This is a genomic window from Methylicorpusculum sp., from assembly GCF_030651835.1.
Taxonomy (GTDB): domain Bacteria; phylum Pseudomonadota; class Gammaproteobacteria; order Methylococcales; family Methylomonadaceae; genus Methylicorpusculum.
Window position 1 is genome coordinate 109,577 of record NZ_JAUSBX010000137.1, and the last position, 13,645, is coordinate 123,221.

The 13,645-nt window shown below is 49.3% G+C and carries 13 protein-coding genes and 1 pseudogene; 3 read left to right on the plus strand and 11 right to left on the minus strand.

Annotated elements, in window-relative coordinates; genetic code table 11:
* Positions 1 to 31: 31 nt before the first annotated feature.
* Genes Q7V32_RS17885 through rsxA form a run of 4 tightly spaced genes read right to left on the minus strand, consistent with a single transcriptional unit; the run spans position 32 to position 3,755 of the window.
* Positions 32 to 1,096: an RnfABCDGE type electron transport complex subunit D gene (locus tag Q7V32_RS17885; protein WP_304898344.1), complete on the minus strand. Its 1,065-nt coding sequence runs from the start codon at positions 1,094 to 1,096 to the stop codon at positions 32 to 34.
* A 34-nt stretch (positions 1,097 to 1,130) separates the two neighbouring features.
* Entirely contained in the window at positions 1,131 to 2,615 is a 1,485-nt protein-coding gene (gene rsxC / locus Q7V32_RS17890; RefSeq protein ID WP_304898345.1) for an electron transport complex subunit RsxC, read from the minus strand.
* On the minus strand, positions 2,612 to 3,163 hold the full coding sequence (gene rsxB / locus Q7V32_RS17895; RefSeq protein ID WP_304898346.1) for an electron transport complex subunit RsxB: 552 nt from the start codon (positions 3,161 to 3,163) through the stop codon (positions 2,612 to 2,614). Before rsxB ends, rsxC begins: the two co-directional genes overlap by 4 nt.
* 10 nt (positions 3,164 to 3,173) lie before the next feature.
* Positions 3,174 to 3,755, minus strand: a complete 582-nt coding sequence (gene rsxA / locus Q7V32_RS17900; RefSeq protein WP_159654652.1) for an electron transport complex subunit RsxA — start codon at positions 3,753 to 3,755, stop codon at positions 3,174 to 3,176.
* Between the two features lie 320 nt (positions 3,756 to 4,075).
* Between rsxA and nifL the strand changes: the two genes are divergently transcribed.
* Both nifL and nifA read left to right on the plus strand, forming a co-directional pair.
* Positions 4,076 to 5,719: a nitrogen fixation negative regulator NifL gene (gene nifL, locus Q7V32_RS17905; RefSeq protein ID WP_304898347.1), complete on the plus strand. Its 1,644-nt coding sequence runs from the start codon at positions 4,076 to 4,078 to the stop codon at positions 5,717 to 5,719.
* A 3-nt stretch (positions 5,720 to 5,722) separates the two neighbouring features.
* Complete coding sequence (nifA, locus tag Q7V32_RS17910) at positions 5,723 to 7,249, plus strand: nif-specific transcriptional activator NifA (protein ID WP_304898348.1); 1,527 nt, start codon at positions 5,723 to 5,725, stop codon at positions 7,247 to 7,249.
* Between the two features lie 162 nt (positions 7,250 to 7,411).
* On the opposite strand, the gene Q7V32_RS17915 is transcribed toward nifA, so the two are convergent.
* The 7 genes from Q7V32_RS17915 to Q7V32_RS17945 form a co-directional block, all read right to left on the minus strand.
* A complete protein-coding gene (locus Q7V32_RS17915) occupies positions 7,412 to 8,233 on the minus strand; it encodes a transglutaminase family protein (RefSeq protein WP_304898349.1) in 822 nt (273 codons plus the stop codon).
* A 244-nt stretch (positions 8,234 to 8,477) separates the two neighbouring features.
* Positions 8,478 to 9,251 carry an N-formylglutamate amidohydrolase gene (locus Q7V32_RS17920; RefSeq protein WP_304898350.1) on the minus strand — a complete coding sequence of 258 codons (774 nt, stop codon included), beginning with the start codon at positions 9,249 to 9,251 and terminating at the stop codon, positions 8,478 to 8,480.
* 5 nt (positions 9,252 to 9,256) lie between these two features.
* The gene (locus Q7V32_RS17925; protein WP_304898351.1) at positions 9,257 to 9,982 is read right to left on the minus strand and encodes a peptidase; all 726 of its coding nucleotides are present in this window, start codon (positions 9,980 to 9,982) and stop codon (positions 9,257 to 9,259) included.
* A gap of 437 nt (positions 9,983 to 10,419) precedes the next feature.
* On the minus strand, positions 10,420 to 10,854 hold the full coding sequence (locus tag Q7V32_RS17930) for a DUF2383 domain-containing protein (protein ID WP_304898352.1): 435 nt from the start codon (positions 10,852 to 10,854) through the stop codon (positions 10,420 to 10,422).
* 62 nt (positions 10,855 to 10,916) lie between these two features.
* Positions 10,917 to 11,432, minus strand: a complete 516-nt coding sequence (locus Q7V32_RS17935) for a hypothetical protein (RefSeq protein ID WP_304898353.1) — start codon at positions 11,430 to 11,432, stop codon at positions 10,917 to 10,919.
* Positions 11,433 to 11,448: 16 nt separating this feature from the next.
* Positions 11,449 to 11,859, minus strand: coding sequence for a BON domain-containing protein (locus Q7V32_RS17940; RefSeq protein ID WP_304898354.1), 411 nt, complete (start codon positions 11,857 to 11,859; stop codon positions 11,449 to 11,451).
* Positions 11,860 to 12,132: 273 nt separating this feature from the next.
* Entirely contained in the window at positions 12,133 to 12,990 is an 858-nt protein-coding gene (locus tag Q7V32_RS17945; protein WP_304898355.1) for a hypothetical protein, read from the minus strand.
* A 469-nt stretch (positions 12,991 to 13,459) separates the two neighbouring features.
* Here Q7V32_RS17945 and Q7V32_RS17950 point away from each other — a divergent pair.
* A pseudogene (locus tag Q7V32_RS17950) lies at positions 13,460 to 13,645 on the plus strand (hypothetical protein); the annotation flags it as partial.

Here is a 13,645-nt window from a genome sequence, read left to right on the forward strand (position 1 = left end):
ACACTCTCTTTGATAAATTAAGGCAGCCGGCTCAAAGCTCTAAAGGCCGCCCCTGACGATCCCGGCCGTAAATTCTGGGCTTTACGTAATGATCGATTAACGGTGTCAACGCATTCATCAGTAAAATCGCAAAAGCCGCCCCTTCCGGATAGCCACCCCAGGTTCTTATCGTGAAAATCAACAAGCCACAGGCCGAACCAAAAATCAACTGACCTAGCGGTGTATTTGGCGAAGTGACGTAATCGGTCGCGATAAAAAAGGCGGTGCACATTAATGCGCCTGAACTGAGATGCACACTTGGACTTAGATAGATTTCCGGATTCAGGGCATTAAAGACAGCTGAAATCAAAGCGACCGAGACAATGATCGATAAAGGGATATGCCAAGTAATGATCTTTTTAAACAGTAACCAGCCCCCACCCAAAATCAAAAGAATGGCCGAGGTTTCGGATAAACTGCCGCGCATGAAGCCCAGCCAGGCATTATTCGAGTTGTAGATATCTGCCAGACTGGCCGATAACGGGTGCTTTTGCGACAATTCGGTTTTCACATAGCCCAGCACGGTGGCGCCGGTAGTACTATCGACGTTGTCCAGTCCCATGAAGGTAATGTGCAACCCGGTTTTAAAATCAGGTGCAGTTTCAGATAACCAGGGCGCAACGTTGACCCAGGTGGTTAGCTCCAAGGGAAAAGAAATCAGCAAGGCTACTCTGGCCAGCATGGCCGGATTAAACAAATTTTGCCCCAAGCCGCCATAGACCTGCTTGCCCAATATGATCGCCAAACCGGCACCGGTTACACCCACCCACCAGGGGGCCCAAGGCGGCAAACTCATTGCCAGCAGCCAGGCGGTTAACAGAGCGGAACTGTCTTTTAGTGCGGGCAGCGCCGGTTTATCGGCCAATTTCAGACAGACATATTCAAAAACCAGCGCAGAAAACAGGGTGATCAAAAATAAATTAATAGCCGGCCAGCCAAACAAATAAAGTCCGAACAGAGTGGCAGGAATCAGCGCGTAAATAACCTGCCGCATTATCCCGCCAATACTCAAATTTTCCCGGGTATGGGGTCCTGTCGTGGGTCTTAAGTTCAGCATGAGTGAGGTCCCGTTATCAGCAGTGTAGCCCTATTCATAGTACCTGCTCCGCCTGGTCTGCCGAGTATTTCGCGACTTTGGCCGCTAATTCCCGGGCTGCTTCCTCGGCTTTTTGCTTTTCAATCCGTTCGATACGTTTGTTGCGTTCTTCAATCAGTTTTTTAGTTTGTTCGCTTTTGTGCTGTGCTTGTTGCCTGGCTGCCAATTCACCGGCCGCATATTTAAAATAATGCACCAAAGGTATGTTGGATGGGCAAACATAAGAACAGGAACCGCAACTGATGCAATCTTTTAAACCGATGTCAACAGCCGACTCCAGTTGATTGCTGCGAATTCTATTGGCCATGTCAACCGGCAGCAAACCGGCCGGGCAAGCACTGATGCATCGGGCGCAGCGAATACAGGCCTGCTCACTGCCGCGGGTAATTTCATCCTGGGTCAAGGCCAGTATGCCGCTGGTAGCTTTGACGACGGGCAGTTCAGCAATCGGCAACGCATCGCCCATCATTGGGCCGCCCATCACCAGGCGCGCCATGCGAGGCCTATCAACCCGGCAAAAATCCAGTAATTCAGAGATCAGGGTACCGATAGGCACCCAAATATTTCCGGGGGATCCGGCAGCGCCCCCGGCTATAGTGACAACGCGGTCCACTAACGGACGGTTATGCCTTATTGCTTTATGAATCGCATAAGCCGTCGCTACGTTATGCATCAAAACACCGACATCGGTGGCCCGTCCATCGGCCGGAACCTCTTTTCCGGTCAAATAGCGAATCAGCTGCCGGTCCCATCCCATAGGATAATGAGTCGGGACCTGCCTCACTTCTATTTGCCGAAAGTCAGCTGCCGCTTTTTTCATCGCACGGAAAGCCGCCGGCTTATTATCTTCTATACCCACGATGGCTTGCGGGGTTTCCATGCCGTGCAGCATGATGCGAATGCCATCGATAATGCCATCGGCTGACTCCTGCATCAGTCGGTCATCACACGTCAAATAAGGTTCGCACTCGCCGCCGTTGATCAACAAGGTGCTGATTTTATTTTTCCGGCCGAGATTCAGTTTAACAGCGGCCGGAAACGTGGCGCCACCCATGCCGACAACACCGGCAGCGCCCACTCTCAAGCTGATCTCTTCGGCACTCAAGCCAAAAGGGTCAGTGGGCGGCTTCAGTAATTGCCAGACATCCTTACCATCAGTTTCCATGAAGACGGTACGAATCGGCAAGGCAGAGGGATGGGGAGCTGGATAATCAGCAATATCACTGATAATACCGGAACTCGGTGCGTGTACAGGCGCTGAAATCATGCCCTGACTGTGCGCCAACAACTGGCCCTTGTAGACATAATCACCGACCCTGACCACTGGCTCAGCGGGTTTGCCGACATGCTGTTGTAACGGAATGTACAGTTTTTTAGGTAAAGGGAAATCAGACGATATAGAAAGATCGGTGGTTGCCGTTTTCCTGGGGTCAGGATGAACGCCGCCACGAATTCTAAAGCTTTGCATTAAGCTGATCATGCCGGCGCCCCGACGGGTTCAGGTAATGGCTTTTGCCAGCGCCAGTTACGCAGGGTAACTTCCGGCTTGTGCATCTGCAAACATTCTGTAGGGCAAACAGCTATGCATTTTTGGCATCCGGTACACGCATCAGCCACTACCGCATGAATCTGTTTGGCTGCGCCAACGATCGCATCCGTTGGACACACTTTAAAACAGCGCGTGCAACCTGTGCAGGTATCTTCGCTGACTTTGGCGATCAAAAATTCCGGTTCTTCAAAATTGCTCAAATCAATGGAAACACCGAGCAGCGCCGCAAATTGTTCCGCCAAGGCACTGCCTCCCGGCGGACAAACAGTGATAGGTGCTTCACCATTTGCGATGGCTTGCGCCGCGGGACGGCAACCCGGAAACCCGCATTGCCCGCACTGTGAACCCGGCATTAAGGCTTCCAGTTCCTCTACGATGGGATTGCTTTCGACTTTGAGATATTTAGCGGCAATTGCCAATAACCAGCCCAATACCAAACCCAAAGTTGCCAAACTTGCAATCGCCGATAAAACGTACATATAGACCTCGCTATTTTGGAGAAAGACCGGCAAAACCCATAAAGGCCAGAGACAGAATGCCTGCGGTAATAAAAGCAATCGGAGTTCCTGCGAATAAAACCGGTACAGCCATTAATGCCAGTCGTTCTCTAAGACCCGCAAATATAACCATGACCAGCGTAAAACCCAGCGCAGAACCAAACCCGTACAAAACGCTTTCCATAAACCCAGATTCTTGTTGGATATTAAGCAAGGCCACTCCCAATACAGCGCAATTAGTCGTAATCAAGGGCAGAAAAATACCTAACACCTGATAAAGAACCGGACTGGTTTTATGAATCACCAATTCAGTAAACTGGACGACTGCAGCAATGACCAAAATAAAACTCAACACCCTTAAAAAGCCGATGTCCAACGGAATCAAGACACCGTGTTCCAGCAACCAGCCGGAGAGTGCCGCCAAGGTCAACACGAAAGTGGTCGCCAAACCCATGCCCAGAGCAGAGTCCAGTTTATTGGAAACGCCCATAAACGGGCACAATCCCAAAAACTTGACCAGAACCACGTTATTCACTAACGCAGTTCCAACAATCAGCATTAAATATTCGCCCATCTTCCTGCCTTGACTCGTTATCTTTACCAAGTGGGACAGCATCAACCATGCCAATCACGATTTGGCCTCTGTACACGCTTAGCAATGCCGAAAACCAACAGAATCCGGGCTGTTTCACTGTGTGAAAAAAAACACAATGACTTAAACGGGAACAGCTATTGTCGTAAACGCTACAAAACCGGATGGCCGAATCGTTTGAATTTCGTAGCAATTTCTACATAAGGTTCTTGATGTTGAAGGGGCAAGCGGTCTTTAAATGAATTTGGCGTTTAAATTGCTTAATCCTTCATAATATTAAGGAAATAGAGAGTCTGATCGATATGAATAGTACGTTTCCGGATTATGAACATTCCTCTCTCGATATCGAACAGATGATGGCCTTGCTGGCTCCGTCTGCTTCGGTCAACCAACAGCTGCACAAGCTTATCGAATCATTGGGGCAGCAAGGTAAAATGCTGCCTTTTTTTATGCTGGTGCAAGTCGTCGAACAAGTGCCTATCGCGATATCAATCACTGATAAGAAAGCCAATATCCTTTATATCAACAAGGCTTTTACCGAAGTCACCGGCTATAAATCAAAGGAAATCTTAGGTCAAAACGAATCGGCATTATCCGATAGATCAACACCTAGAACCGTCTATTACGATTTATGGCATACCATTTCACGCAAAAAGATCTGGCGCGGCCATTTGGTCAATCGAACTAAAACCGGGCAACGCTATCTGGCTGAATTATCCATTGCGCCAATGCAGGACGAAGAGGGTCATATCACGCACTATATTGGGATGCACAGGGACATTACCAAGACGTACCATGCCGAACAGAAGGTCAATAATCAGAAAAGATTGATCGAATCGGTGATCAATGCGTCCCCTGTCGCGATGGTTGTGCTGGATAAAGAAGACCGGGTGGTCATGGATAATCAGGTCTATAAAATGTTGATCAGTGACCTGGGACTCCAGGAACCGGTACAGTTTTTTTTGAATCTGTTGCGGCAGGATATGGGCGATCTCTGGCAATACGCATCCAACACCGAACACGGTTTCGTCAACCGGGAACTGAGGATGGAAGGCATGGGCCGCCGAGGAACTCGCTGGTATGCCTGTTCAGGCAACTGGTTCACCGAAAATGATACCTGTGCCGATGCCTTTTTCTCAGGCCAGACCAAGGATTATCTGTTACTGAGTTTAAGTGACATTACCCAACAGCGGAGACAGCAGGAAGAACTCCAGTTACAAACATTACGCACCCTGCTGGCCGAAGAAGAACAACTGCGAAGCATCAGGGAGACCTTGCTGGGTGCAATGCACCATATTAGCCAGCCGTTAAATCAGATAAGCGCGGCTATCAATATCATGAGTCAACGCAATGAAAGCCAAAATAATCCGATCAAGAATCTTCTTCAGCAAGTCAGCCGAATGGGTGATGAAACGCTGGCCACCTTGCAACGATGCGTACCTGAGATACCCGAAACGGCCGTGATACCGGTCAATTTGAATCAGTTGCTGCACGAAGTCACGCAAATGAGCAGCATAAAACTGTTGGCCAACGGCATCATTATTGACTGGAGGCCCAGTCCTATTTTACCCTCCGTATTGGGATCGGAAAACAAATTGCGGATGTTGTTCAAGCAGTTGATAGACAACGCCATAGAAGCGATGAACCGTTACGGCAGCAAAGAGCGCTTAATCAAAATAACGACGGCCGTTGAGCGCAATTGGGTTTATGTTTTACTCGATGATAAAGGGCCCGGCATACCCTCGAATCAGCGTATCAAAGTTTTTGAACCGTTTTATACCACGCACCCTATGGGTGCAATCCAGGCAGGCATGGGTTTGGTTATGGCAAAAGAAATCGTCAACCAACACAATGGAACCATAGAGATTGATTCGGCTTACGACGAAGGCTGCCGTTTCAAGATTGGGTTTCCCGTGCACCAAAAAAAATCAACGGTTAAACGATAAATCATGTCAGAGCGTCTATTGTTGGTCGAGTCCGAACTGGATACCTTGTTCCTGGTCAGTCAATTACTGAACAGCACGCATGATATGCACAGCAAACTGGGCGGCATCCTGGAAATATTACACAAACGCAATGGCCTGCACTTTGGCATGATTACCCTACGTGACGTTGATGATGACAGCATGGGCATCTGTGAAGTTTATGGAGAAAATATTGACAAATCGGTGCGCTATCAGCCCGGAGAAGGACTTGTAGGCGCTATTTTGGATGAAGGCAGTACCATTGTTGTAGACCGGATTGCCGACGAGCCTCGCTTTTTGAGCCGTTTGGGCGTTTACAATCCCAATTTGCCGTTTATCGGTTCACCTCTGGCGGTTCAACAAGGCGAAGTAGTCGGAATTCTAGCCGCTCAACCCGAGAATGCGCGTTTTTTAGGCGAGAAAGCTCGTTTTCTGGAAATGGTCGCGAATTTGATCGCGCAAAGCGTCAATATGCTGCGGGCCTTGGAGCGCAAACAAAACGAGTTGACAAACGAACGGGATTATCTGAAACAAACGCTGGTCCGAAATTACCGGTTCGAAAACATCATCGGCCATTCAGAACCCATGCTCAAGGTGTTTGACATCATCCGTCAAGTCGCAAAATGGAACACGACCGTGCTGATTCGCGGCGAGTCAGGCACCGGCAAGGAAGTGGTTGCCAACTCCATTCACTTTAATTCTGCCTGTGCCAATGGACCTTTCTTAAAGCTCAACTGCGCGGCGCTACCCGATACACTGCTGGAATCGGAACTGTTCGGCCATGAGAAAGGCTCGTTCAGCGGCGCGATCGGTCTGCGCAAAGGACGCTTCGAACTGGCAGACAACGGTACCTTGTTTCTGGACGAAATTGGGGAAATATCGGCTTCATTTCAAGCCAAATTATTGCGGGTGTTACAAGAGGGCGAATTTGAACGGGTCGGCGGGGTTAAAACACTGAAAGTCCATGTCCGCGTGATCGCAGCAACCAACCGAAATCTGGAAGAAGAAGTCGCGGAAGGCCGTTTCCGGGAAGACTTGTATTACCGACTCAACGTCATGCCTCTCTATATGCCGCCATTGCGCGAGCGTATTGAGGATATTCCTGAGCTGGCGGAATTTTTACTGAACCGGATCTCCAGCCAGCAAGGCGGCAGGCGTCTGGAAATCAAGGAAAGCGCACTGCGCATTCTGATGAAACACTACTGGCCCGGCAATGTAAGAGAACTTGAAAACAGACTGGAACGGGCCGCGATTATGAGCTCAGACGGCATTATCGATCGCGATGTGATTGCTAGCACCGGACTTGAAAGCGAAATAGGCATGACGATGAACACCTATCCAATCAAACCGGTTGATTTGGACGACGACAATCTGGATGAACGCGAGCGCGTCATCGCCGCGCTTGAGCAAACCGGCTGGGTCCAAGCCAAAGCGGCCCGACTGCTGGAAATGACGCCCAGGCAAATCGCCTACCGTATTCAGACATTGAAGATACATGTTAAGCAGATTTGATCGGCTAGCTAAATTTGAACTGAGTTCATTTATCACCAAGTGGCTGAGTAATGGATAAATCCCAAGCTACCGGACCAGGTTCTGCCGCTTTGATGCTAGTCGGCGTCAACACCGCAACGCTCAAACCCAACGAGGCGAGCAAGCCGACTCCCCGATGGGACTTCAGGTTGATCTCATCTCATTTACTTCATCGGTACTAACCTTGAAACTCACCAATGTATTGGGGCCGAAAGTGCTGCTGATGGCGACATCGGCTGCGTCCCGACCACGGGCGATCAACACACGGCCAATCCGTGGGGTATTGTTACGGGGATCAAAGGTGTACCAATTACCATCGAGGTAGGCCTCGAACCAGCCAGCAAAATCCATCGGACTATTGGGCGGAGGTATACCGATGTCGCCTAGATACCCAGTGCAGTAGCGTGCGGGTATGTTCATACAACGGCAGAACGTGATGGCCAGATGAGCATAGTCACGACATACCCCGGTTCTCTCCTGAAAGGCTTCCCACGCAGTTTTGGTCGGGCGTGCATATTGATACCCAAAAGCAATATGCCGGTTAACGAAATTGCAGATCGCTTCGACTTTTGCCCATCCATCCGAAGCTTTGCCGAACAGTTGCCAGGCGATCTCGGACAGGAGGTCGGTTTCGCAATATCGACTCCCCAACAGATACAGCAAAGCGTCGTCAGGCAGATTTTCAACTGGCGTTTGTTTTGCTTGCTGGACGACCTTATCCGGTTTGCCGTTATCTCTGATGAGCGCATCGGTGAATAACTTGATCTGACCTTTGGGGGCGACGATACGGCTACACCAGTTGCCGTAATTGTCGCGATAGGCGGTGATTGGAACCGGCGGATCAGTAAACAGGTAATCCGGAATGATAATGTCTGAAGCTCGGGTAAAGTGCACGCTCAAGGTCAGGATCATTGGCGTAGGCTGAGGACAATCGTAAATCAGTTCGTAGCCTATGCGGATCTTCATGGGGTACTCCTTTGGGGTTAATGGTGAATAGTTAAAGTTAAAAATCATGCCAGAGTGCGATTTCTTATTAGAGTGACGCCGTAGGCAGATCGGATTTTGTTACAGAAAAAACTTTGCATTACTTCCCCTCCTGCCGGTCCGGATGAAGCCATTAAAGCGATGGGCAGGTGTTTCGTCTGACGAATAAGTGAACCTAAACCGATGCTTGCTCCGGTCAGGGGGACAAACCACCTTTTTTTGATCGTTAAGCTGAAATCTCGTCATGACGGTTTGCGAGCGCTTTGACCAATGATGCGACTATCACTTTGCGTAAGGCAGTCCAATGCAAGCCTCTCCTGATAATGTGTTTCTGATTGATCTCCAGTTCGATCCCTATATAGGCGTTGGGTGTCAGGCGCCGGCGAAACCAAGTGGTTAAGCCATCACCTTTACCCGCATAAGGGTAATTACGCCGGACTTTGAGATCGGGTGCGCAGGTCTTAAGAGCTGCCTGCCAATGCATGCACAGTGCCATTTCACCTGGACGAGCGGGGTCATAGAGCAGTCCGATGTCGGCGTTTCGAACGTGTCCGTCCAGTTCGGGAGTAAAACTGTGGGAAGAGAGGTGAATGACCCCGCCATGGTCAGCGATAGACTGACTGACCAACTGTTCCACTTGCGCTCGATAAGGCTGGTAATAGTGTTGAACAATCTGCTGCCGCACGTCGTCCAGTTGGTTGCGAACCGATTCAATATGGAGTCTTGGATGTCCGACTGACCGATTAAGGTCAACGAGCAGACGGCTGACGGTGGAGCTCACCAGTGGGGCTGCAAAAGCCGTTGCCAGTGTTCTTGCCATGGTCAGCGCGCCGGGATCATAACCTTGATGGGAAGACAATAAAGTCTGATAGTCAACAAACAGCTCACGATAGGGAGTGGGGATTCGATTGCCGCCGTGTTCGCAAGTGATGATCAAGGCATGGCTGTCACAGTTCACTGCCGCGGCATGCTTCTCGGCGGTTTCGGGTTGGATAAGCAACGGCCTCACCAATCCAGATTGGGTAGTCGACTAAACACCTGGCGTGTACCTTCAGTCCATTGCTTACCGAGCGAGCAGAAATAGCCATCACCTTCGTCGAAGCGGCGACGCATCCTTACTTCGAGACTGTCACGAGGATAACAGATCAGATCAATCGGCATGCCGACAGATAAATTGCTGGATAGAGTCGAGTCGAAGGAGACAAGAACACATTTTGCGGCATCGTTCAAAGAGGTTGAACGGGTAATGACCCTATCGATGATCGGCTTGCCGTATTTGGTTTCCCCCGTCTGAAAGTAAGGTGTTTCCAGACTTGCTTCGATGAAGTTACCTTGTGTATACATTCGGAAAAGACGCGGCGGTTCCCCCTTGATTTGGCCGCCCAGAATAAACGTTGCGTTGAATGTTACTTTATTGGTTGCCAGATGTTGACCGTCGCGTCTATCGACGGCTCGCATCGCATCGGAGACGAGTAGTGCGGCATCAAACATGGATTTCGCGCTCCATAGATTGAGTTCACTACAACGGTCATTCTGCTGTTTCAGCAAGCTGACGATGGCTTGTGTGCCTGCCAGATTGCCAGAACTCAATAAAACTATGACCCGGTCGCCGGGGCGTTCAAACAGCGTCATCTTGCAAAAGCGGGCAAAATTGTCGACTCCCGCATGAGTTCGCGAGTCCGAGGCAAATACAAGTCCGCCGTCGAGCATCAAACCTACGCAATACGTCATCGGCGACTCTTTTTGTCAATGGTATTAAAATCCAGCTTCATTTCAGATAATGATGAAAGGGTCGTGTGGGCTCAAATTGCACCGTCATGATGCCGGGCGCCAGATTGTCAGAAGTGAACTTATTCATAGTTTGTAAGATGCTGCACTTAGACAGGGTGTTGTGTTGATCTCGAAGCTTGGTGTCCATCGGTATAGTTTCATGACGTGCAATAGCAAGCATAACGGCTCTGTTGTTTGAGACGACCTTGAGATACTGAGTCTGATGAATTCATTCTGTGTAGATTGGTTGGGTTAGTCTTTGGTCGTAATTCATCAGATGGTTTTTTCACAAGAGGAATACTTCGGTGGTTGAGTTTCGCTCCAAGGGAGCCAACCCAACCTGACCAAGGTATTACCTTTGTATTTGCTGCTTAGCTGAAAGGGTTTAAACTGAAAAGCTATAACGCCAAAAGCCGATTCAACGTGAGGATATGTGCTTGTTGGGCGGGTAGCAGCTTCGTTTTAATCAATGATTGAACATCTGAGGATAGCTCAGTATCTTCTAACGCTTTTTCATAGTTCTCCGAGCCACTTTTCTCGCCCACCTGTAAAGCCGTGAAAGCGGCGTCTTTACCTAGCAGATTGGCACTTCCCTGGACTATTTTGGCCCAGGTTCCCCAAGCACCCGAGCTTTCGCAAGGCGTGCCTCCCAGCCTGCTGATCAATGACTGTAAGCTGGAAACCGCATCTTTATGACTTTCATAAATTGGCTTCAATGCTTCTGATTCGGCGAGCCCGGTATCGTCACGTAGCTTTTCCAGGGCCTGTTCATAAGTTTCTGTTGCAGATAATTCATCTTTCAGAAATTGGTTGAGTGTTTCAATGTTATGCATAATAAGATCTCTCTGTATTTATGGTTTAGATTTAAGCGGTTGAATCAGTAATTGCATCAAGCTTAAAGAGACGTTTCTTCAGTTGAGGAAATATCCTCGGCATGAGCTTGTTCGAAAATTTCTTTGGCTTTGTGGATCGCGTCGCTGCTGGTCGTATGCACTGAAATCAACGCGCTACCTCCGGTGATTTTTCCTTCGTAGCGTTTGGCTTCATATTCAGGGATACCCAGGCCAATCAGGGATCCAGTCAAACTACCTGCGGCCGCTCCCACAGCTGCACCGCTCAATGCTCCCATGATGGGGCCTGCAGCGATAAAGGGGCCTACACCGGGAATAGCTAGGCTGCCAATCCCGGCTAACAAGCCGATGATGCCGCCGGCGCCAAAACCTACTGTTCCGCCGATAGCCGCCCCTTCCGGCGCTTTGGTGTGCTTTTCATGCGCAAAATCCTGGGTAGAGGATTTATCGGGAAGGAGTACGGATATATCACTGGTAGAAAATCCTCCGTTCTTTAGATTACTAATAATGTTCTCTGTCTGATCGATACTTTGGGCTATACAAAAAACTGCTTTACTCATGGGATTCTCCTTGGATTTAAGGGGCTTTGATTTCAAGTTGATTGTCTACCTGCACTACACCGGGTGTCTGTGTGGCGATTTTGTGCAGTGTCAAGCTTTCCAATTCAGTTTCAACCGGCCCACGCAAAGTCACTACGCCATTACGAGCAATGATTTTCGCATTCTGCGCATTGACTGAAAGTGTTTCATCCTTGACTACCGCTTGCCTTATGGTGGCGGTAATTTTGATGTCATGTTCGTTTTCGTTTTGATCGAGCGGGGTTAAATTGGCGTCATCCTTGTCGCGAACATTTCGCCCGGTATTTTCCAATGCCTCGCCGGCCTCCGCTAATTGGAATGAGGTATTTTCTACTGCTCCGGCGCTGCCAGTCATGATGACTAGACTGCCCGTTAAAGTGACCAGACTCAAAAGTAATCGTGTAGACATGAATAACTCCTTATGGTTTATTGTTTTTGCAACAACATTGCTCGTCAATGATGACCCAGGGCTTTTATTACCTGAATGTGGAGAGGACAGAAGCTTTCTTTGGGTCATTTGGGTTGTTATCGTCATTGGGATCCTCCTTCCGGATTGGAGGAAATCGAAACGCGGCTAGTTCACGAATATGGCTATCAAAATGATGATAGGAATAGGAATGCCGAGAAAGTACAAAAGTATTGAACGCATCACTTGTCTCCTGAGTTGATTGATTGGTAAACACTAATATTGGTCACGTTGTTGACCTCCGAATATTGCAGCGTAGCTCGCAACGAATGCGCCGGACAATAATGAAATGAAAAACCACAATGCCGCATAGGCGGAAGCCTTACGGGCCTGTTCAGCTGCTTCCTTTGTCGCAGTTTCCGCATTACGCAGCTGTGTCTGTAAGCGGGTATAAATATTCGTCACGCGCTTTTCCGCATCCTGTTGACTTAAGCCCGTACGAAGCGCGACGATCTGTCCGACATACTGCAAATCCTCGACAGGCAAAGCCGCTTGGCGAATGCTGTTCAAGAAAATGCGACTTACTTCGGATGTAATTGCAACAGAGGCAGGTGCTGAAAACTCTCCTGATTGTAAGACACTGACTCGGGCTGCGCCTGATAAGCCTGGGTTTACTATGAAGTCCTTACGGAACAACGAGTCTACGAAGTAGCCTATGGACTCACTGCCATTATTAGCTTTTCCTAGGTCCGTTCCGACTGCCGCTGCCGTGGCGCCGACCGCGCCACCCATAACAGACGCTCCTGCCTGGACCCCGTTGCTGACGATCGAGCCAATCACCGCCGTTAACAATGCGGCGGTCGTAAGAACGGCAACTGCCCAGGCCAAAAAGCCATGCGCTGTGTCGCGGAAGTACACTTCGTCAGTTTGCACTGCAACCCACTTATTTCTAAGTCGACCGGCCAGGTACCCACCCATTCCGGAAGCAGCCAATTGGGTAAAGGTCAACCAAAGGATCGTCGAAACGCCGAAAGTGGTTGCACTCACGCCGCTGAATGACCAAGGCGACACCGAGGACAGGCCCAAACCCGTCCCTAACATCAACAGGATCAAAGCCAAAGAAGCTGCAGCCATGGCTCCTGCTAGAATCGCGCCCCACGAAACCGCGCTTGCTTGGATTGGAGTAGATATAGTGTATTCGTCGGCAGTTGAGAGAGTTGGTGATGACATGATGAGCTCCAATTAGATGAGTTTGGAAAATTATTGATCGAATCACGATAAGAAGTCTGTTCGGCATCGCACATTGAGAAACGCTGATGAAGTTGGGCATCGCCGGATGCCTGAAAAACGATAACAGTTACGTCAGCAGGATGGTCAACTTGACCGGTTGTTGATGTTATTTGCTCCGTAAGCTAACCACCCCCATAAAACCCCAAAAATCAGAACCCACGCTGTTCGATGAAGCCGTGTTGGCGATGACCGGGCGAGTCAAGATGCTGGGCATATCCCGCTGGACTGAAAAAGGAGCAGTTATTGGACGGTACAACGTTTTTTTAAAGCAAAAAATAACTACTCGCCCGCTTGGAATTTAAGGAGTAGGTGATTGATTAAAAGTGTTTTTACAATAGAGACCCTGCTTGGCCTGACGATGATTACCGGCAATACCGCCTATGATGCAGCAGGCTCGATGTTAATCGGGGTTTTATTAATTACCGTTGCCGTCGTGGTGGGTACAGAAGTCCATTCCTTACTGCTTGGTGAGGCGGCGGTTGATATCAGCGATAACGTA